The sequence below is a fragment of the Rheinheimera baltica genome (genome assembly GCF_030731985.1).
GTDB lineage: Bacteria > Pseudomonadota > Gammaproteobacteria > Enterobacterales > Alteromonadaceae > Alishewanella > Alishewanella baltica.
Genome location: NZ_JAPJDY010000008.1, coordinates 160,714 through 181,859, shown reverse-complemented (window position 1 = coordinate 181,859; position 21,146 = coordinate 160,714). Strand labels below are relative to the sequence as shown.

The 21,146-nt window shown below is 48.2% G+C and carries 20 protein-coding genes; 15 read left to right on the top strand and 5 right to left on the bottom strand.

What is annotated here, in order from left to right; all coding sequences use genetic code 11:
* The first annotated feature begins 1 nt into the window (after position 1).
* The 13 genes from ORJ00_RS14490 (at position 2) to ORJ00_RS14430 (ending at position 14,930) form a co-directional block, all read left to right on the top strand.
* Positions 2-511, top strand: coding sequence for a hypothetical protein (locus ORJ00_RS14490; protein WP_027670500.1), 510 nt, complete (start codon positions 2-4; stop codon positions 509-511).
* On the top strand, positions 496-2,367 hold the full coding sequence (locus ORJ00_RS14485; protein ID WP_306140188.1) for a hypothetical protein: 1,872 nt from the start codon (positions 496-498) through the stop codon (positions 2,365-2,367). The genes ORJ00_RS14490 and ORJ00_RS14485 overlap by 16 nt, the downstream gene beginning before the upstream one ends.
* A complete protein-coding gene (locus tag ORJ00_RS14480) occupies positions 2,364-5,216 on the top strand; it encodes a tetratricopeptide repeat protein (protein ID WP_306140187.1) in 2,853 nt (950 codons plus the stop codon). The genes ORJ00_RS14485 and ORJ00_RS14480 overlap by 4 nt, the downstream gene beginning before the upstream one ends.
* On the top strand, positions 5,203-5,868 hold the full coding sequence (locus ORJ00_RS14475; protein WP_306140186.1) for a tetratricopeptide repeat protein: 666 nt from the start codon (positions 5,203-5,205) through the stop codon (positions 5,866-5,868). The genes ORJ00_RS14480 and ORJ00_RS14475 overlap by 14 nt, the downstream gene beginning before the upstream one ends.
* On the top strand, positions 5,861-6,163 hold the full coding sequence (locus ORJ00_RS14470) for a hypothetical protein (RefSeq protein ID WP_037053874.1): 303 nt from the start codon (positions 5,861-5,863) through the stop codon (positions 6,161-6,163). Before ORJ00_RS14475 ends, ORJ00_RS14470 begins: the two co-directional genes overlap by 8 nt.
* Before the next feature lie 10 nt (positions 6,164-6,173).
* Positions 6,174-6,833: a MotA/TolQ/ExbB proton channel family protein gene (locus ORJ00_RS14465; RefSeq protein ID WP_306140185.1), complete on the top strand. Its 660-nt coding sequence runs from the start codon at positions 6,174-6,176 to the stop codon at positions 6,831-6,833.
* Positions 6,817-7,335 carry a biopolymer transporter ExbD gene (locus ORJ00_RS14460; RefSeq protein WP_306140184.1) on the top strand — a complete coding sequence of 173 codons (519 nt, stop codon included), beginning with the start codon at positions 6,817-6,819 and terminating at the stop codon, positions 7,333-7,335. The genes ORJ00_RS14465 and ORJ00_RS14460 overlap by 17 nt, the downstream gene beginning before the upstream one ends.
* Positions 7,332-7,859 carry an ExbD/TolR family protein gene (locus ORJ00_RS14455; RefSeq protein ID WP_306140183.1) on the top strand — a complete coding sequence of 176 codons (528 nt, stop codon included), beginning with the start codon at positions 7,332-7,334 and terminating at the stop codon, positions 7,857-7,859. Before ORJ00_RS14460 ends, ORJ00_RS14455 begins: the two co-directional genes overlap by 4 nt.
* Positions 7,856-8,797 (top strand): AgmX/PglI C-terminal domain-containing protein, encoded by a 942-nt coding sequence (locus ORJ00_RS14450; RefSeq protein WP_306140182.1) that lies wholly within the window; start codon positions 7,856-7,858, stop codon positions 8,795-8,797. The genes ORJ00_RS14455 and ORJ00_RS14450 overlap by 4 nt, the downstream gene beginning before the upstream one ends.
* 22 nt (positions 8,798-8,819) lie before the next feature.
* On the top strand, positions 8,820-10,016 hold the full coding sequence (locus ORJ00_RS14445) for a hypothetical protein (protein WP_305974241.1): 1,197 nt from the start codon (positions 8,820-8,822) through the stop codon (positions 10,014-10,016).
* Between the two features lie 3 nt (positions 10,017-10,019).
* Positions 10,020-12,446 (top strand): LamG domain-containing protein, encoded by a 2,427-nt coding sequence (locus ORJ00_RS14440; protein ID WP_306140181.1) that lies wholly within the window; start codon positions 10,020-10,022, stop codon positions 12,444-12,446.
* A 7-nt stretch (positions 12,447-12,453) separates the two neighbouring features.
* Positions 12,454-14,034, top strand: coding sequence for a hypothetical protein (locus ORJ00_RS14435; RefSeq protein WP_037053877.1), 1,581 nt, complete (start codon positions 12,454-12,456; stop codon positions 14,032-14,034).
* Between the two features lie 92 nt (positions 14,035-14,126).
* A complete protein-coding gene (locus ORJ00_RS14430) occupies positions 14,127-14,930 on the top strand; it encodes a substrate-binding periplasmic protein (protein ID WP_027672593.1) in 804 nt (267 codons plus the stop codon).
* On the opposite strand, the gene ORJ00_RS14425 is transcribed toward ORJ00_RS14430, so the two are convergent.
* Both ORJ00_RS14425 and ORJ00_RS14420 read right to left on the bottom strand, forming a co-directional pair.
* Positions 14,925-15,734 carry a substrate-binding periplasmic protein gene (locus ORJ00_RS14425; RefSeq protein ID WP_306140180.1) on the bottom strand — a complete coding sequence of 270 codons (810 nt, stop codon included), beginning with the start codon at positions 15,732-15,734 and terminating at the stop codon, positions 14,925-14,927. The two genes, ORJ00_RS14430 and ORJ00_RS14425, sit on opposite strands and share 6 nt — an antisense overlap.
* 111 nt (positions 15,735-15,845) lie before the next feature.
* A complete protein-coding gene (locus ORJ00_RS14420; RefSeq protein WP_027672592.1) occupies positions 15,846-16,829 on the bottom strand; it encodes an FAD:protein FMN transferase in 984 nt (327 codons plus the stop codon).
* A gap of 103 nt (positions 16,830-16,932) precedes the next feature.
* Between ORJ00_RS14420 and ORJ00_RS14415 the strand changes: the two genes are divergently transcribed.
* Together ORJ00_RS14415 and ORJ00_RS14410 are read left to right on the top strand one after the other, a co-directional pair.
* Positions 16,933-18,540 (top strand): phage tail sheath family protein, encoded by a 1,608-nt coding sequence (locus ORJ00_RS14415; protein ID WP_306140179.1) that lies wholly within the window; start codon positions 16,933-16,935, stop codon positions 18,538-18,540.
* Positions 18,541-18,576: 36 nt separating this feature from the next.
* Positions 18,577-19,035 (top strand): phage tail protein, encoded by a 459-nt coding sequence (locus ORJ00_RS14410; protein WP_306140178.1) that lies wholly within the window; start codon positions 18,577-18,579, stop codon positions 19,033-19,035.
* Positions 19,036-19,670: 635 nt separating this feature from the next.
* Here ORJ00_RS14410 and ORJ00_RS14405 read toward each other — a convergent pair.
* The 3 genes from ORJ00_RS14405 to ORJ00_RS14395 all read right to left on the bottom strand — a co-directional run bounded on the left by ORJ00_RS14405 (position 19,671) and on the right by ORJ00_RS14395 (position 21,129).
* Positions 19,671-20,015, bottom strand: a complete 345-nt coding sequence (locus ORJ00_RS14405) for an energy transducer TonB (RefSeq protein ID WP_306140177.1) — start codon at positions 20,013-20,015, stop codon at positions 19,671-19,673.
* A gap of 106 nt (positions 20,016-20,121) precedes the next feature.
* Complete coding sequence (locus ORJ00_RS14400; protein WP_306140176.1) at positions 20,122-20,547, bottom strand: hypothetical protein; 426 nt, start codon at positions 20,545-20,547, stop codon at positions 20,122-20,124.
* Positions 20,548-20,637: 90 nt separating this feature from the next.
* Positions 20,638-21,129: a hypothetical protein gene (locus ORJ00_RS14395; RefSeq protein ID WP_306140175.1), complete on the bottom strand. Its 492-nt coding sequence runs from the start codon at positions 21,127-21,129 to the stop codon at positions 20,638-20,640.
* Positions 21,130-21,146 lie beyond the last annotated feature (17 nt).

Genomic DNA, 21,146 nt, shown 5'->3' with positions numbered 1-21,146 from the left:
AATGAGAACGCTATTTTTAACCGGATTATTGTGGCTTAGTATGTTAGCCAGTGCGGAAACCGAGCCGGTAAATACGCAGCTTGAACAACTCAAGCAACAGGTGATACAGCTGAATCGGGAATTATTCCTGCTGGAGGAGGAGCTGTTGTTTCCACCTGAAACGCAGCTGGCAGTCTATCTATCAGCAGATATGGGGCAGTTTTTTCAGCTAGACAGTGTCGAACTTATTTTAAATGACAAGCCGGTTGAAGCGCATTTGTATACCACACAGCAATGGGATGCTTTAAAACGCGGGGCGATTCAGCCTTTGTTTAAAGGTAATGTTAAAGCCGGTGAACACAACCTTACTGCGGTATTTATTGGCAAAGGGCCTGATAACAGAGACTACCGGCGTGCGGTGAGTTATCCGTTTACTAAGGCCGAGGAAGCTGTGCTGTTAGAGCTACAGATTAAAGATCGTAGCAGTGATTACCAACCTGATTTTATTGTGCAGCCATGGTCCAACGACTAGCGCCTGCGTTTTTACTGGCTCTTAGTATATCTCTGCCTTGGCAGAGTGTATCAGCGCAGTTTGAAAACGGAGAAAAACACTATCGCCAGGCGGCCTGGTCATTTTATTTGCAACAGCCGGCGCAAGCCCTGGAAACCTTGCAACTGGCCCCTGAGCAAGACAAACGGGCGCAGTTGTTAGAGGCTGGGTTATATTTGCAGTTAAATATGCCGCAGCACGCAACCACGTTGCTCGAAGACCTGTTGCTTAAGGCTGAAAAAGACCAAGAGGCATTACCTCAGTCATTACGCAATATTGCCTTATTGCAATTAGCGCGTTATCAACTGGAACTAGGCGACAAGCCCAGTGCAAAACGTTACTTATCTGCCGTTAGCGAAAGTGATAAGGGCGAATGGCTTGGCCAGCAGCAGTTGTTAAATCAGTTAGTTAACTGGCCGGATATTAGCATCCCAAACAAACCCGATTTCACCTTGTTAGCCATGCAGCCAGAAATGCCTTATATCGTTAGCAATCAGGCGCTGGCATTGGCGCGGGCGCAAAAAAGTGATATTGCCCTGCAGTGGTTAGCGCAGTTAAAACCGCGGTTAAACGATACTGCCCAACAAAGCTTTTGGTCGGCTTTGTTTAGTGGTCAATGGCGCTTTTTGTCACAACCGGAGGGCTTTGTTTATCCGGCGCAGGAACGTCAGGCATTAGCTGACTATATCGGTTTGACACAGGCGCAGCTGCATATTGAACGGCAGGAGTTTGCCGCGGCCGATGTTATTCTGGCGAATTTCGCTGCTGACAGCGCACTAAGTGGTACAGCACTTTCCTTGTATAGCCATATTCTTACTGAACAGCGGCACATTCCGGCACTACTTGCTGTGCTACAGCAACAAATAAAACAGCAACCTTTTAGCCAGTCGGCCTGGCAGGCGGCTACACGGATAGGTGAACAATTAGAGCGCGCTTTGCAACCGCGTGATGCATTGGGTGCTTATCACTGGGCTGAGCAATACTATGAACAGCAAGTGCAGCTTATTCAGCAACAAGCCCGACCTTTGCAAGTGAGTCAGTTGCAACAAGGCGGTTCACAGTGGCAACAGCTGCAGTTAAGCAACGACAATAACTTGCATCGACTGCAGCAAGATGTGTTGGCATTGCAGCAGCAATTAGCGGATGCGCCGATACGCCAGCAACGCCTGGCGCATTTGCAGCAGGTAACCGAGTTTAAGCTGGTGCAACAGCAGCAATTATTACGTACACAATTACCGCAGCTGACAACGAAACTGCAGCAGTTGCAACAGCAGTTTTCTCAGCTGCAACAGCACATTGAGCTGGCCCAACAGCACCCCATGGACCTGGCGTTATGGCAAGGCCAACCTTACGAGCAGCTTAGCCGGTTAGAACAAGCTGAACAGCGTTTACCACTACTAAAACAAAGCGGGCGCGATGTGCAAGGGTATGCTCAGCGCTTGCAGCGGCTTCGTTCACTGTTACAGTGGCAATACAGTAATACCGCGACAGAGCGAAACTGGCAACGCACCAAGCAGCTTCAGATACTAAGTGAGCTGCTTAGCAATACACAGCAGCAGCTAACAGCGTTAACGTTGCAGGGTGACCAAACGGCGCGGTTGCAACAGGTACAACACCAGCTGGCTCAACTGAGTGCCAGTCAACAGCAGTTAAATTTGGCGTTGCTTAGCTGGCAACAGCAATTGCTTGCCGAGTTAAATCAGCAACTGCAACAGAAACTGCAGCAGCAGCTTGCCGGATTAACTGAATTAAAACGCCATAATAAAGAATCTATGGCACGTGTAATGGAAAAAGTATTACTTACAGCGGATACAACTAACAGCGGAGCCACATTATGATATGGCGCCTTGAACCTGTTGGTTTATCCTGTCAACACCGTATCACCATATTAGCATTGTGCTGCGCCACACTTATCGGATGCTCTGCATCTTCGGTGTCTGATAGCAGACCGAAACTAGCAGACTTACCGGCGTTTGACCGCAGTATTGTGGCAGTATTGCCTGATGTTAATGAGCAGCAACTAGACGCTTTGTATCAGCAAATCCTGCAGTTACAACCTGCGGCGCAAACCCGGCAGAAAATTTTGTATCGTTTGTCGCAAATGCATACCAGCCAGTTTGAACGGCAAGACTTAGCGCCAGAGCAAGAACAGGCGGCATTACAGCAACTGGTTCAACGTTATCAACAATTGCTTAACGATTACCCGCAAGACCCGAATAATGAGCTCATTAGATACCAGTTGGCGCGTAGCTACGATCTATTAGGGCAGCAGCAGGCCTGTCTGGAACAGTTAGACCAGTTGTTGCAGCATTACCCTGATTCCGGTTTCGCAAGTGAGGCCTGGTTTCGCAAGGGCGATATTCACTACAGTCGCAGTGAATATCCGGCCGCATTAGCCGCTTATCTTGCGGTGATAAATGGTCAGGAACTCACCCTCAAACAACATGCCCGCTATATGGCCGGTTGGAGTTACTTTAAGCAACAGCAATTTGAACTGGCGGATGAGCAGTTTTTAGCGGTACTAGATACAAGTTACAGTGAAATACATACTGACGAGCAGGATCCCGGTGTACAAGGATTACGTGCAGAAGTACTTCGCACTTTAAGTGTTTCACTCAGTTATCAGGAGCAAGCGCAGAGCTTACAGAGCTTGCTGCAGCGCGTAAGTTATCGAAGCGGCGAACGTCCGGTTGCCTTGGTTGCCGAGGTGTATCAGGCCTTGGCCAATTTCCTGGCCGAAAAAGCCTTGCACAACGCTCGTTTGCAAACCTACCGGCTATTTATAACTGACTACCCTGAAAGTATTTTGGCGGCGCGTTTTCAGCTTACGGTAATTCAGCATTATTTATCCGACGCCAATGCACAGCAAGCATTGGCTGAACAGCAACAGTATTTGCAGCTATTTGGTCCGGAGTCTGCTTTTTGGCAACAAGCTAAGGTAGCTGAATTGACAGAAGTAGAGCCTAACTTACTGCAATATTATGACTATTTTGCCCGGGCTCAATACGCTAAGGCGCTGACGTTAGCGAGTGAACCACGTCAAGCTGCTTTTGCTGCCGTGATACCGTTGTGGCAACAAATGCTCAGTGTACTGGGTGAGCCATTACTGCAACATAGCCCGCAGCAGGCGACATACTCTGCAGCCGATATCCGCTACTTACTGGCTGAATCCTATGCGGGTGCTTTGGATAGTGCCGCAGCGCTTAAACTGTACACGCAACTGGGATATGGCGCTGAACCTGAAAATGCCAGCTTGTTCACAACAGAAAGTGCTGCTTATAAAGCGTTATTAATAAGCGCCGAGCTGGCTGAACATGACGAAACCTCAGCCCGCCAGCACTGGCAGCAACAAACTGACTTTGTGCAGCACCATCGCAGCCATCCTGCGGCGCAACAGGTTGCATTACAGCAGTTGCAGCAACGTTACAATGAACAAGATTATTTTGCTGTATTGCAGCACAGCGATGAGGTTATAGCCTGGCCTCTGGCAGACAAAAGTCAGCCAGCGCTGGTACAAGAAGCCAGGTTTTTACACAGCCAAAGTGAGTTGGCATTAACACACTATGCTGCGGCTGAGCAGAGTATTCAAACCCTGTTAAACGATGCCTTAAGCCCGGCACGACGTAATTTACTTACTGAGCAGTTGGCCTCCAGTATTTATCAGCAGGCGCAGCAAGCGGACGTTTCATCGGAGGTTGTGCAAGGCCATTTGCAGCGTTTGCTTAGTACCTTAAGCACTTCAGCCTATCATGAAGCGGCGGCATTTCAGCAGATTGAAATAATCCGCCAGGCATTGGATTACACTAGTGCAATACCGTTGCTTACGGCATTTATCCAACGTTATCCCGACAGTGAACGAACCCGTGCAGCCAAGGCACAATTGCTAGACAGCTACGAGCAAGCCGGGCAGTGGAGCAATGCCGCCAGAGAGTTAACAACATTAGCAGCAACCAGTACTGACACCGAGCAACAGCGTGAGGCACTGTATTTGGCAGCGCAGTATTTTCAAAAAGCGGGTGAAAATAATAACGCGCTTGATGCCTGGCGCAGTTATGCAAATCGTTATCAGCAGCCACATTTGCTGGCACAAGAAGCGCGCTTACAGCTGATACAGCTGTATCAGGCAGAGCAAGATGTGTACCGGCAAAACTTTTGGCGCAGCAAAATCGCCAGCTTCGAGCAACAGTTCTCCAGCGAAGGCAATGAACGCACTCAGCAATTGGCTGCGCAGGCACTGCTTGAACTGGGTCGACACGAAAGCGAGCTGTTCAATGGCATCAGATTAGCGCACCCGTTAAAGCAAAGTTTGCAAAAGAAGCGCCAACATATGACGGCCGCGATCAGCCATTTTGAGCAAAGTATGCAGTATGGCGTGGCGGCATTACTGACAGAGGCACAATTTCGCGTGGCGGAACTTTATCAGCAAATGGCTAAGGCATTGCTGGCATCCGATCGGCCTAAAGGGCTGGACGAATTAGCGTTAGAAGAATATGAGCTGTTGCTGGAAGAGCAAGCCTACCCGTTTGAAGAGCAGGCTATTGCGATTTACCAGCAGAATACCCAGCTTACCCAGCAGCAATTGTGGGACCAATGGGTGCAACACAGTTTTAGCCGTCTGGCGCAGTTATTGCCGGCCAAATTCGATAAAACTGAAACCTATACTGAGGTAGCCAATGAGGTATTTTAATTTGGCGCGCCAGCCCAAGCTGTCAACGCTTAAGTTGCCATTTGCTCTGCTAATATTAAGTTATTTAACCGCATGCAGTCAGCTACTGCCTGTCGCACCAGCAACCTCGCCTGAAGTCGCCTCCTCGCGCCCGGTTGAACCGGCACCGGCAACCGGTCTATTACCGCTTAGTGCTGTGCAGCAACAACAATTTGATTTAGCGAAGCAGCAATTGAACCAAGGTGAGTTTGTTGCCGCTATCCCTAAGTTACAGCAGTTGGCATCAGCATTGCCTTCCTTGCCAGGCATCGGTTACAACCTGGCAATAGCGCAGTGGCGTAGTGGCGATATCGACGCCGCGCAGCAAACATTACGCCAAGTGGTCAGTGTGGCGGCACAGTATAGTGATGCCCATAATTTACTGGGTGTACTTGCCAGACAGCAGGGGCATTTTCGACTGGCTGAACAGCATTTTCAGCAGGCATTGGTGCCAGACAATCGTTATGCGGTCGCGCATAAAAATTTGGCATTTTTGTACGAGTTGTATTTAGGGCAACTGGTAAAGGCGAAAGATCACTATCAGCAATATTATGCGTTGACTAACGATCAGCAAGCAGTTGGTTGGATTGCCTTGTTGGAGCAACAACTGGCGCAGGAGCAAGCACGTGATTAAATTAAGCGTTGTTATAACAACATTGCTGCTTAGCCTGAGCGTATTGGCACAACAGCAACCTTCAACCGTTAAATTAGAGTCAACCATTAGCGGTAATCAGGAGCAGCCAAAAACAATTTATGTACTGCCCTGGCAAAGCCCGGTTAGTGTTATTCGTGTACCCGGGCAGTCATTGGCTACTGAAGAAGCCGTGCTGTCTCCATTAGATCGACAACAATTTCTACGTTTTATCGCAATACAGCAAGGCATTAAGCCATTGCCCGCATTGCAATCAGTTAACCCAAAAAATCAATAAGAGGTATTTCATGGAGTTTTTTAGCGGCATAGTGCGATTTTTACAGGAAGGTGGCGTATTTATTTACCCCATCGCGTTTATCCTGGTGTTAGGCATCGTGATTGCCGTTGAGCGCTGGTGGTTTTTACGCTCAGTATATGGTGTAAATCAACGTGCGGTTGGGCAGGTGCAATCGGCCGTGGCTCAGGCTGATACTCGTCGTATTCTTGAACTCGCATCAAACAGCGCTGCCCCCTTGTTGGCTATGCTGGCCAGCGGTGTAAATCGTCTGCGCTCATCATCGCGCCGCGAAGATATGGAGTACGCCATGGAAGAAGTGGTTTTGGAGTACAGTTTACGCCTGCAAAAGCGCACGCCGTTTTTAGCGACGTTGGCAAACGTTGCCACCTTGCTAGGCTTACTGGGCACCATTATGGGCTTAATTGCCGCATTCTCCGCCGTAGCCAATGCTGATCCGTCGGAAAAGGCCAGTTTACTGTCGTCCAGTATTTCAGTGGCGATGAATACCACCGCTTTTGGTCTGATAACGGCCATACCATTGGTATTTATTCATGCACTGTTACAAGGCAAAACGGCCAGCATTATCGATACGATGGAAATGGTCGGTATTAAGCTGATGAACAGTATTGCCAAACAAGCAGATGGTGGCGCGGATGATCAAAAGGCGTAAAGCACCGCTTGCTGACGCGGAGCTGGACATCACATCATTTATGAACCTGATGATAGTGCTGGTGCCTGTGCTGCTACTTAGCCTGGTATTTGCGCAGATCCGCGTACTGAATATTCAGCTGCCAGCGCTAACCGAGCAATTGCTACAGCAAGAGATGGAGCAGCCACAGCAGTTAGAGCTGGCAATTTACCCCGACCGGCTCAGGTTAAATTATCCGGCGGGTGAACCGCTGCGGGTATTTGAGCTGACCGAACAGGGCAAATTAGATTTTGCTGCACTTAGCCTGTATCTGCAGGATTTAAAGCTAACTTTCCAGCAAAAAAATATAGAAAAACAAGACATTACCATACTGGCGCCGGACGAACTGGACTATCAGACGCTGGTGACTGCAATGGACACCGTACGCTCGTTTAAAGCCGTGGTGGCGGCCGATGTTATCGATGCTGAATTGTTTCCATTAATTTCGCTAGGTGAATTACCGCAAGAGGAGGGCGCAGAATGAAGATGTCATTTCGCGCTAAGCGCCTGGAGCGGCAAAACCATCGTCTGGCCCAAGCCAGTAAGCTAAATTTAGTGGCACTGATGGATATTTTTACCATCCTGGTATTTTTTCTGATGGTGAATCAATCGGAAGTTAAAGTGCTACAAAGCAATAAAGACATTAGCTTGCCGCGCTCGCTGTCACAGCAGTTACCAACAGAAAAGGTCATGCTTACCATTACTGCAAATGGCGTCTTGGTGCAGGGTAAACCTATCTGGCAAGGAGACTGGCAGCAGGACAGCAGCCTTTGGTTGCCAGAGTTAACACAGGCGCTGACTGATGAACTTAATTACCTTGCTCAAAGAGCCGGGCCTTTACCTGAACCGCAGCAGCAGGTTGGCCGTGCCATGACTATTTTAGGTGATGCCGCTACCCCTTATGCTTTGTTACGCCAGCTAATGGCTATTTGTGCTGCTACCGAATATCGCGATTTATCGCTGGCGGTAGAGGCCGCGTCGCCTGCCGCTGTTTCGGAGGCGCCATGACGACATTAGCCATGGTCGCTCAGCATAACGGCCAGTTTGAAGATAAACGATTTTATCGCTTATTGTGGGTAGGTTTTGCGCTGTGGCTTATTTTTGCTGTGGTAGTGCCCATGTTTGAGGTGCCAGAGCTTAGCCGGCAAGTGCAGGAGCGGATCCCAGAACAATTGGCTCGTGTTATGTTGGAAGAGCGCAAAGCACCACCGCCACCTGAACCTGAGCCCGTGCCGGAACAAATTATTGAGCCCGCTAAGCCAGAACCTATGCCTGAACCGGAGCCTGTAGCCGCGGTTGCCGAGCCGGTAAAGCCAGATCCAAAGCAAGCACGTGAGCAAGCCCAGCAAGCGGGATTAATGGCAATGCGTGACGACTTAGCGGATTTGCGCCAGAGTTTTCAGCTAAATAACAGCCAGCCCAAAGTAAAAAGTCGCGGTGAGCAGCAAGCCACACAAGTTGAGCGTAAGCTGTTAAGAAATGACGCCGCGAAAACCTTTGCCAGTGCCGAAGCGGCTGCGGTATCCGGTGATGTCGCGCGGTCAACATTAGCTGACACCGGTACCACTGCCTTAGCAGAAGCGGAGCTACAGGGGTTGTCTTTAACCGGGCTGGCAGAACCAATTGCGCGCACTGACACGGCTAAAACCGGGCCACAAGGGCGGTCGGAGGCTGAAATTCGCCGGGTGCTGGAGGCCAATAAAAGCAGTTTGTACACCCTTTATAGCCGGGCACTTCGCAGTAACCCGCTGCTTAAAGGTAAAGTGGTTTTTGAGTTAGTGATCCGCGCAGACGGTAGTCTGGCAGAAGTGAATATCGTACGTAGTGAATTGAACGACGCTAAGTTGGAGCGACAACTGACCTTGCGGTTACGTTCGGTTGATTTTGGTGCTGAGGCAGTAGCCTTAACCCGTTCGGAGTGGACGGTAGAGTTTTTACCAGGCTGATAGGCAGCCAGAGGTGATAGATATGCGCAATTTGACCTACGTTAAAGGGCTGGTAATAAGTTGCCTGTTACTTAGTAGCACGGTACAAGCAGGCTCATTAGAGCAAGCGAAACGATTACATGATCGTATTGCCGGTGTACCGGCGGATGCCGCAACCCTGGCACAAATGCAGACGCTGATTGACAGTGGCAATGCCACTGCAGCTGCTGAGTTGGCGATGCAACATCCGGATTTTTATCGCACAACGTTAAAGTTGTTTTCGTCAGCAGCGACGAATCGTGATGAGGATGTGTTTGAACCACTCAATGACTACAGTGCGACAGTTATTGGTTTAGTGCGGGACGAGGTAGATTTTCGCCAATTGCTGCAAACTGATGTGCTATATGTTGGCGCCGATACCTTAGGATTACCACCATACCAAAGTAACAGCAATGAACATTATCTGGCGTTAGAACGCCAAGCAGTCGATTTAGCCCGTTACCTTGAACCACGCTCGCAAAGCACGTTAAATGGCATTCCGTCAGAGGCTGCAGCCGGCGTGATGACCAGCAGAGCAGCGGCCAAAGCGTTCTTTTATTTAGGCACTAATCGCGCCATGTTTCGCTACACCCTGATGAACCAGCTATGCACCGATCTTGAGCCTTTACAAGACATTACTACGCCAAGCGGGCGTATCCGGCAGGATGTTAGCCGCAGCCCGGGTGGAGATAGCCGCATTTTTAATAACCGCTGTGTTGGTTGTCATGCGGGGATGGACCCGATGGCGCAAGCCTTCGCGTATTACGACTACCAGTTTAGTGATGAAGATGGCAGCAATGGCCGTATTTTTTACCAGCAAAGCGGCACATTAAACGCCACAACACAAAGTCGGGTACAAGCCAAATATCACATCAATGCGGGCAGCTTTCCTTATGGATACCGCACAGAAGACGACAGTTGGCAGAACTACTGGCGCGAAGGACAAAATCAATCACTTGGCTGGGATAATAGCTTGCCCGGTGAAGGCGCTGGCGCTAAAAGTCTGGGTGAAGAACTGGCTAATAGCGCTGCTTTTGCGCAATGTCAGGTGAAAAAAGTGTTTCGCACCGTTTGCTTACGTGATGCTGAAAGCTTAAATGATGTTACCGCGTTACAAAGCATTACTGAGCGCTTTACCACTGGCGGCTATGTGCTAAAACAGGTGTTTGCTGACACCGCAACCTATTGTATGGGAGATTAAGCGATGAAATATTCTTTACTCCCGTTGTTGATGCTGAGCCTGGTGCTTGTTGGGTGTGGAGGTGCAGATGTTGAGCAAAACCCACCACCGCCAAATCAGTCAGATAATATTAATTATCAGGGGCCAGCGCCGCAAACTGATGATATTCAGTTATTTAAATTAACCTTGTGGGACAACGTTGCCAGTAATAATCGCTGCGGTGCCTGCCATGTGCAAAATAATACCGCGCCGTCGTTTGCCCGTAATGACGATATTAATTTGGCTTATGCTGCCGCGATACCCTTAGTTAATTTACCTGATCCAGCGCAGTCGCTACTGGTTACAAAGGTGGCGGGTGGCCACAACTGTTGGCTGGCCAGTGATACAGCCTGTGCTGATACCCTAACGCAATGGATCCGTAACTGGGCCAACAGTGCTGAAACCGAAAGCGCTACGGTAACATTGGTTGCGCCGCCGGTGCGCCAGCCCGGTGCCAGCAAAGTGTTACCAGAGTCACCGGCATTATTTAGCGCGGGCGTGTATCCGTTGCTGCGACAGTTTTGTGTGAATTGTCATGCGCCAGGTGCAGCACAACCCCAAGCGCCATTTTTTGCTGACAGCGATCTGGCTGCAGCCTATGAAGCCAGCCGTAAGTTGATTAACTTAGATCAGCCGGAGTTGTCGCGTTTTGTTGCCCGTCTTGGTGGTGAGTTTCACAACTGTTGGTCTAATTGCGAATCAGATGCGCTGCAAATGCTTAACGCCATTCGACAGATTGCTGACAACGTAGAATTAACCGAACTAGACGCGAGTTTAGTACCCTCTAACGCCCTGCGTTTGGATGATGGTGTCGTAGCCTCAAGCGGTGGCAGGTTCGAAGCCAACCAAATTGCATTTTATCAGTTTAAAACCGGCAATGGAGCCATTGCCTACGACACCTCTGGGGTGGAGCCTGCAGCAAACTTAAGTTTGCAGGGTGACATAAGCTGGGTAACCGGCTGGGGCATTCAGATTAACAGTGGCAGAGCACAGGCCAGTACTGGCAACAGTGCCAAGTTGTCTCAGTTAATTTCGGCTACCGGTGAGTTTAGCGTAGAAGCCTGGGTGGTACCGGCGAATGTGGTACAAGAAGGACCGGCGGCCATTGTTAGCTACGCGGGTAGTAATACGGAGCGCAATTTTACGCTGGGGCAAAGTCAGTACAATTATGACTTTTTATTGCGGTCTGGTTTGAGCGATTTCGCCGGTATGCCAGCGCTGAGTACGCCGGATGCCGATGAAGTATTGCAGGCGACATTACAGCATGTGGTGATAACGCAAGACCCGGTGAACGGCAGGCGTATCTATGTCAATGGCCAGGACACCGGGTTGGCAGAGCCTGCCGATGCTATTCGTAACTGGGATAACACCTATGCACTGATTGTTGGTAACGAAGCCAATGGCAACCGGCAATGGCAAGGGGCGGTGCGCTTGTTAGCAATACACAATAAAGCCTTGTCTGCGGCGCAGATTCAGCAAAACTATGATGTGGGTGTTGGGCAAAAGTTTTATCTGCTATTTGGTATTGGCGAGCTGATTAACCTGGCGCAAAGCTATATTGTGTTTGAAGTGGCCCAGTTTGATAATTATTCTTATCTGTTTAATGCACCTTATCTGATTAATCTTGCCGGTAGCAGTTTGCCGGACGACCTGACAATCAGTGACATGGCCATTGGCCTTAATGGTAAAGAAGTGGTTACCGGCCAGGCTTGGTTGAAGCGCCAGTTTGACGTGCCAGCAAGTGCGGATTTAGCAGAAGGTGCCGTGCTCTCCACACAAGGTACGATTATAGCGACAGAGCTTGGTGCTAATAGTGACGAGTTCTTTTTGTCTTTTGGTCGCATTGGTGATCGCCAAAATGTGCGCACAGGCATCAGTGTGCCGGTTCAACAAATTTTGCCTGCAGCTGGCCAAAGTAGCGACATTGGCCTTAGAACCTTTGCTGAAATTCATGCCAGTATGAGTGCATTAACCGGGGTGTCGCAGCAACAGGCTGCAGTGGCTCAAGTGTATCAAACGGTGCAACGTCAGCTGCCTGCCGCTGAAGCGATTGATACCTTTGTATCGGCACAGCAAATGGCAGTAACACAGCTGGGTATTGCTTACTGCAATGCCGCGATAGAAGACAGCAGCATCCGGCAAAGCTGGTTTGCCGGGGTAAATTTTGCCGCTAGCCCGGCAGTAACCTATAGCCAAGCAAACCGCGCTCAGTTTTTAACCCCCTTGCTGGACAGGTTAATACCGTTATCTCCGCAAAGCTCAGCAGTTAGAACAGAGGTGCAAGCCGAATTGGATGCACTTATTAACCGGCTAAGTAGCTGCGGTGGCAGTTGCAGTAGTGATAGAAGCCGAACAATCGCAAAAGCTGCTTGTACAGCCGTGTTGGCAAGCGCCGAATTACTGGTGCAATAGGAGACGTATGATGAAAACAAAACAACCGTTGCATCCTGATAGCCCCTTACTGCACGCTTGCCACAGTAAACCGGTAAGCCGGCGTGATTTTATCGCGTGCGGCCTAAGTTACGGTGCTGCTGTGCTAACTACCGGTTCGGTTTTTGGCATGTTTGCCAACCCGAATAAAGCCCAGGCTGAATTGTCACCCGATTTAGAAGCATTAAAGCAGTTATGTGGCATTAACGTACAAGGCGCGGGCAAAATTCCGTTTATTTGTTTTGATTTAGCCGGTGGCGCCAATATTGCCGGTTCAAACGTACTGGTGGGCGGTGCAGATGGTCAGCGAGACTTTTTATCGGTGCAAGGGTATAGCAAGTTAGGCTTGCCTGCCGACCAGGTCCCTACAGCGGTTAATGCGGCTAATCCGGCTGGTGGCTTTATTAACGACCAGCTTGGGCTGGCGTTTCATAGTGACTCACAAATGCTCGCTGGCATTTTGGAGCGCACCAGCATGGCAACCCAGGCCATGACCAATGGCGCAGTACTGCCATCGCGCTCAGAAAATGATACCGGCAATAACCCGCACAACCCGATGTACGCTATTGCTAAAGCGGGTGCCAGTGGTTCTTTAATGCCGCTAATTGGTTCCAGAAACTCAGATTCTGGCGCCAATTCGATGACGCCAATGGAATTTTACAATGCTGAGCTTAGGCCAACAAAAATTGATCGCCCCAGTGATGTTACCGGCTTGGTGGATGTGGGCGATTTATTTGGTTTATTAGATCAAAACGATGCTGTAGCAGTGATGGAATCAGTACAGCGCATCAGCGACAGCAAATTAGGCCGGGTTAACACCACGATTAGTCGTGACGCGTTAATAAAAGAACTGGTGCGCTGTGGCTATGTTAAAAGTGCAGATTTAGCTGACCGTTTTGGTAACCCGGCAACCCTAGACCCGGCAGCCGATCCGGATATCGTCGGTGCAGCGGGAATATTTACTGCAGAAGAGTTTAATGGTGATGCCGAGTTTCGAAAAACGGCGTCGGTAATGAAACTGGTGGTAAACGGCTTTGCTGGTGCCGGTTCTATTACCATGGGTGGTTTTGATTATCATACGGGCGAGCGTGGCACGGGTGAGCTGCGTGACTTGCGTGCGGGACGCTGTATTGGCGCTTGTTTGGAATATGCCGCAAGGATGAACCAACCATTGATGATCTATGTGTACAGTGATGGCTCGGTTGCCAGTAATGGCCGCATAGATGACTCTGCAGCAGGTCGGGGCAAAGGTGAGTGGACCGGCGACAATTCCTCTACTGCAGCCTCTTATATGTTGGTCTATAGTCCATCTGGCCGGCCGTCGCTGCTGGGCGGCACGCCCACGGAACAAGCGCGTCACCAGCAAATTGGTTTTATGCGCTCAGATGCCTCGGTTGAAACCGGTTCATCAATAGCGGCTAACAATGTGAACTTATTAGTGCAAACGGTGTTGTTAAACTATTTAGCCCTGCACGGAGAACAAGGGCGCTTGGCTGAAGTAGCACCATTTCATGGTTTAGGCAATGCGGCTAGCCTGGACCGGTTAACGGCATTTGCCCCTATTATTTAATATGCAACTAAGATAGTGTTATCTTAGTTTTCCTGAATTTTGGCCATGGCATTACTAATGTAGTGCTGCATTGCGTGAAGAGTGAGTGTGCGATGAAGTATGTTTCTCTCATTATCGTTTGCTTTATCTTTAAAGCCCAGGCCGCTGGCTGCGTATTGCGCATGGGTATTGAAAGTGGCTTTGCGCCCTTTATCATAGCCAATGGCGACAGCTGGCGTGGCCTGAATGTGGAATTGCTGCAGCGCTTGGGGCAAGAGGTTGGGTGCGAGGTTGAGTTTGTGCACAGCCCCTGGTTACGTTCATTGCGGCTTGTTGAGCAAGGCGAGTTAGATGTTTTAAGCCATCTAAGTTACAACCCGCAGCGCAGTGCCCAGTTTGCCTTTATCGGCCCACATCATCAGGAAAATATTTATCTGGTTGGGCTGCCGTCAGCCTTTGTCGGTTTAACGGCAATGTCAGAGCTTAAACAGCACGGCACCTCAGGTATTATTGCACTGTTAAATGGTGCTTATTATGGCGAAGAATTAGAAAGTATTCTTAATGACGCTAAAAATCTCACCCGATTCGTGTTTATTCGCGGTAATGCCGATAAACAGGCGTTATTGCTAAACGGCAGAGTGCATGGTGTACTGGAAGATATTGCGGCTTACCACTACTGGAAAAGCAATAATACCTTAGCGCGTGAGCAGTTCAAACCGCTTTTTCGCGTTCACCAAAGCCCGGTGTTTTTTGGCTTTAACCGGTTGACATTGGGTGAAGCCCAGCTTAAACAACTTACCGCAGCATGGCAGCAGCTTTATGTGGATGGCAGCCTTCAGGCGATTATTGACCGCTACCCAATGGCAAACTATCAACTCACCATCCCTATGCCCGCACCAATACTACCTGCGTTATAAAATGGGTTCAGGCGTTAAATCGCCGTAATTAGTTATCTGGTATTTTTCATATACCCGAGCCAGCTTGCCTTGTTGATACAGTCGTTGCCAGGCTTGTGCCAGAGCCGAAATTTGCTCTGCAGATAGTGATGCTTTGCTAAAGCCAAAATACACTTTACTTTCATATACTTTAAATAACGGTTGGTATTTGTCTGCATCAGGATATTGATGTTGCTGCCAATAGTGCAATACGCTGATATCTTCCAGAATAGCGGTGATTCGTCCCGCGCGTAGCAGGGCTAATTTATCCTGAATGCTGCTAATCGTGACCAGCTGCCGGCTTAACCCAGGCTGTTGGCTTAAGCGGGCGAACTCTTCGCCATAGTAAGCACCATGAAGCACCGCGATGGCACCCAGATCCGTGTCTTTGGTCAGTTGTACCAAATTTAACGTGGCTGGTATCTTGGTGGGGTCGCCCACAAGGTAGATGCTTTCTAAATGGTGTGGGCCAATAAAGGCAAACTGGGCTTTGCGTTGCTCGGTATAGGACAAATGGGTTAATACGTCTAATTTGCCATCCTCGCTAAGTTGCAGCGAACGTAGCCAGGGGCTGTGAACAAACTCTAACTGGCAATCTACCTCTTGCGCCAAACGTTGCATTAACTCAACACTAAGCCCAGTCCATTGGCTATTTTGTTGAATAAGATGTGGCGGGAAATCACTCTCTACTGACATGCGAATTGCACACGCTTGGCCATTGTCGGCCAAGCTCGCAAAACTTAAACCGCTAAATAGCAACAAAGATAGTAGTCTACTTGTCAGCATAGGGGCTTCGCTTAAAAAAGGAACAGTAATGAATTTACAACAGTTTCTTGTTTCTGCACAGTGTATTTATAAACAGCATCAGTTTGTTTATGCATAACAGAATGCTAGCGGTTACTGGCTTAGTCCGCTTGAAACATGCATTTTGCGCTCGGTATCAATAAAAATGGCTTCATAGCCGGGTATTTGTTCAATAAGCGCCATACCCGCCTGTAAACCCAATACAAACAACGTAGTAGACAAGGCATCTGTCTGGGTAGTATCAGCGCCTGTAACGGTTACACTGAATAATCCGTTGGCACTCTGCCCGGTATTAGGGTCGATAATATGGTGATAACGCACACCCTCTTCAATAAAGTAGCGCTCATAGTCACCTGAGGTACTAATAGCGCTGTTTTCCAAAGGTAGTTGAGCGGCGTACTTATCTTCCTGACGCGGGTGTTTTATACCAACCAGCCAGGGACGGCCGCGTTTATCGCCAAGTAAACGGCTGTCACCGCCAGCGGTAAGTTGTGCGTGCTCAATGCCACGCTCTGCCAATAGGCGAATTCCGAGCTCGACGGCATAGCCTTTGGCGATTCCACCCAGGTCAATTTTTACGCCAGGTTGAGCAAAACTAACTTGATTGTTTGGCAGCAGCTGAATGCTTTGGTAGTTCACATATTGTCTTGCCAATTGAAGCTGCGCCGTACTGGGCTTTTTATGGGCGCGGTAGTCATAATAAAACCCAACCGAAGCAAAGGTGATATCAAAGGCGCCATTGCTTAATGTTGAAATGTGTTTAGCCTGCTGCAGCAGCTGATATAACTCTGCAGATACCGTTACCGGTGCACTAGCCGCCTGTCGATTAAGTTTGCTTAGCTCGCTGTTTGCTATGTAGGGGCTCATTAATTGGTTAATACGCTCAAACTCAGCCTGTACGTCTACAATAAGTTGCTTAGCTTTTTCAGTATCTGCAAGCCAAAACTCAATGTAAGCCTGCGTACCCAGCGTATTAAACGCTTCACGCTGCCACTGTGCCTGAGCAGGAGTGAAGATAACTACGCTGGCCGTCGCGGCAAAAAGCACTCTGTAAAACCAAGCCAATAGCAAGCGCATTAAAATATCCGAAAGTTTTCCAACATTAACGCTATTGTTACAGAGCTGATTAACTAACTCAATGTCTGCGGCTAATTCAGGCTGGACAAAAAGAGACTTAAGTATGAAAACGCCTGGTGTGTATATCGTGGAAAAAAGTGCTTTCCCCAATACTATTGTCGAAGTAGCAACGGCAGTGCCGGCATTTGTTGGCTATACCGAGCAAGCCTGCAATGCCAACCCTGATGGCAGTTTTAGTGACTGCCTTAATAAACAGAACTCGCTAACGAATAAGCCTATACGTATTAATTCAATGGCAGAATTTCAGCAGTGGTTTGGCTTAGCCCCGATGCCGGTATTTCAACTGGCTGAAACCTTGGCAGTGCAAAGCAATAGCGTTAATGTGGGCGATAACTGTTATCCGCTTAGTCAGTCTGCTGGCAGATACCTATTGTACTACGCCATGTTGTTGTTTTATCAAAATGGTGGCGCTACCAGTTATATCGTTTCTGTAGGCAGCTACCATGATCCGCTTGACGCTAGCCGGTTAATAACCGGTATTGACACGCTAACGAAAGAACAAGAACCAACCATGTTGGTTATTCCCGACGCGGTATTGCTGGGCGAAGAGGATTGTATCGCCGTGCAACAGGCTGCGCTGGCGCACTGCGGTGGCAAGATGCGCAATAGGGTGGCTATTTTAGATGTCTGGCAGGGCGATAAACCACGGCAGCACCCAGATGGCGATTGCATTGCCAATTTCCGAGACAAGTTGGGCACTGATTATCTGGATTTTGCTAGCGCTTATTATCCGTGGCTTAACACCAGTATTGTGCAAGAGCGCGAGCTAAGCTATCAGAATATAGTGCCGGCAAAGCGCTTGCAGCAGCTGTTAAAGCAAGAGCACAACCTGCCAGATGAACTCCCCAAGCTGGCTGACATAAACATCGACAGCTCCACCGAGAATGCCAGCGCTGCTAATAAAGCGGCTCATTTAAAACGGCAACAGCAATGGGATGTGATTAACCAAATTAGTGCTGACTGGAGCCAGCTAGACAGCGCAGAGCGTATCGCAAAGCACAGGTTGTTGCATGAAAGCTTACAAGCCATCAGCCCGATGTATAGCCAACTGCTTAGTCAAATGCGCACCATGTCAAATTTACTGCCCCCGGCAGCGGCGATGGCGGGTATTTATACTCTGGTAGATAACACTCACGGCGTATGGAAGGCGCCGGCGAATGTCAGATTAAGCGCAGTGGTATCACCGGCGGTAACTATTAGCCACGACGAGCAGGAAGACTTAAACGTTAGTCCACAAGGTAAATCAGTTAATGCCATCCGTAGCTTTGTAGGCGAGGGCACGCTGGTGTGGGGAGCCCGCACGCTGGACGGCAACAGTCTGGACTGGCGCTATATCAATGTCCGGCGCACCATGATCATGCTGGAAGAGTCTATCCGGCTTGCTACCAAAGCCTATGTGTTTGAAAGCAACACCGCCAGCACCTGGGTGACTCTTAAAAGTATGATGAGCCATTTTCTTACCGGCATCTGGAAGCGCGGTGGCTTAGCGGGCACCACTCCGGAAGATGCTTTTAGTGTTAGCGTAGGCCTGGGTGAAACCATGACCTCAGACGATATTCACGACGGAATTTTACGCGTTAGGGTGTTGGTAGCGCTTGTCCGGCCGGCCGAATTTATGGCAATAACGTTGCAGCAGATGCAAAAATCCTGATTAGCCGATCAAAAATAAGCTTACAAAGGAGCAAAAATGGCAGATGACGCTTCAACCCAGGCAACTTCGGTATGGCCCATTGCTAAGTTTTACTTTCAGGTGCAATGGGATTCAAAAGTCATGTTATTTCAGGAGGTATCCGGCCTGGATATTGAAACCCAAGCAATAGAATACCGCGCCGGTAATAGCCCTGATTTTTCTGTTATACAAATGCCTGGCCTGAAAAAATATAGCAACGTGATCATGAAAAAAGGGCTGTTTAAATCAGATAGCACTTTCTGGGATTGGTTTAGTCAGATCAAGATGAACACCACAAAGCGCCTGCCCATTACCATTAGTTTGCTGGATGAGGCTGGCGGCATCACTATGGTATGGACACTAACCTATGCCTGGCCCACCAAGATCACCGCAACCAATCTGGGCCCAGATGGCAATGAGGTGGCGATAGAGAGTATTGAAATTGCGCATGAAGGTATCAGCATTGATACCCGGTGACAGCCAGCGCGCTAGGGTATTAACCTATGGCGCTGTTTCAGGTGTTTGCGAAAAGGTAGCGCTACTAAGCCGATGGAATTCCATTTTTACTATTTAATGTGGGCGAGTTAAGTCAATATTTATGTGGTGGTTTATAACTCAGGTGACAGTCAGATTAATTTTGATCTGACGTCCCAGTGGCCGCAGGCCGCGAGTGATGCGCATTGTTATACATAAATGTACGCCCAAAAGTTATGCGTTAACAGCATTAAAGCTGTTAACGCAACGAAGGCAACAAAAGCTTTGAATAGCAGTAACGAACCTTTTTTTAGACCAAAAAATTTAAATGCATATGCACTGACACCAATTGGAGCAAAAAGAAAAGCAAGTAATGGATAGTACTTTGGATTTTCAATTCCATTCTCCTTGGCATGTTGTTTACACCATGTATAAACATACACAGCAATAAAAAAAGTGTGGATTATAAAAGTGGCGTCCTGTTCTCCGCTTTTAACATTGAAATAGAAATCAATGGATGCCGAAACGACATATGAGAATAAGATAATTAGTATGGTTCTGTATGATGACTTCATATTTATGTATAACGCTCAAAGCAGCCGCGCTGTAGGCGTCGGCTGCCTTTGCTTGTTAAGTTACTAATACCTGAAATCCAATACAATATTTAATCTCTCGTCAGGAACTACATCAGCTGCCGCTTTAAAACGACATGAGGATATAGATTCAATTGCTGAATTTTCAAAATATCCCTCTGGACTAGAATCTACAACCTTCATATCTATCGGATAACCAGATTGATTTAATGAGAAATCGACAACAACCCAACCTTCTAGGTTTTTCTTTATAGCAGCAATAGGGAATCTTGGCGCTGAAGCACACGAAATTGGCGCAGCATTGTTTTCTAAAGTTGGTGCTTGTCTAATTTCTGTACTTGCGCAGCCCGAAAGAGCAGCAATAAAAATAAATGCTATGGGATACTTCATAATCTTCCTTGGTAACTTAACGCCGCTAACACCGGACGGTTTAAAGTTGCTGAAGTGAAACGGAAGCGGCTTTAAACCGTTCCGAGTGGTTAGTTTTGTTAAGCCTTTACTCGATACCACGATTTTGACCCAATATTTCAGTACGAACCCAAATATTCCCTTTATCAAAACCTTCTAGATCTAAAGACCCTAATTTATTCTCCAAACTTTCTAAGTCTTCAGGGTTAATTGGATACAAACAATACTCAGGGAATCCCTCTTCATCTAGGATGGTTTCTTTAAATTCTTGCAGGCTATCGAATACACCATAACCCTTGCTGTTGCTCCCAGGCATACTTGGGTAAAAAACTAAATATTCACAAGTCTCTGGAGAGAATAAAAATATTGCACCCGTTGCCGAATACCCAATTACCTCGGTGTATTGCCACATATGCTTTTCCCATACACCGAGAATAGCACGATGTATAGGCTTATCAAAAAGCGTGTAGATAACTTTTTCGCGCTTCTTCTTGCCGAATAGTTTAGATAGCATAATGTGCTCTCAGAGGCTTAACGCTCGCCACAAACGCGAGCAACTTGTTGCGAGTCGAGCGCCCACAGGGCGCGTTTTTGGTGGCGATTGTTATGTTCCGTTGGCATCGAAAGTCCTTGTCACATCCAATTGCGCAACTTTCTGAAACACCGCAAGCTTCAACCTTGCATTACTCATTAAATCATCATGGCGTTTGGAATCACTGCTGTCACCGGAGCTTAAATTCTGTTTGTTGGAGATGATGAAAATAGTTACTGCATTGAATGCTTCGGATGCCGCAGCTCTTACGGAGTCTGAACATAAAATCTGCAAACTACTGAATACGGTCAAGTAGACCTTATAATCATCTTTTGTTGAGTCACACCAATCGTAAGTATATTTCTGAATAAGCGCATGCGATTGCGCTGAGAAATCAATATAAACAGACTTACGTTCTTCTTGGCTTTTATAAAAAAATGCTTCTTTTCGGCTGTCAGCCTCAAAGCGATGTGTTTTCTTCAGAGTAATATAGCTTGCAACCGCAGCAATTAATGCTCCGAGACCAATTTTCACAGCTGAGTCGATCACATCGATCCAAGTCAAATCAATTCTCTCCTAGG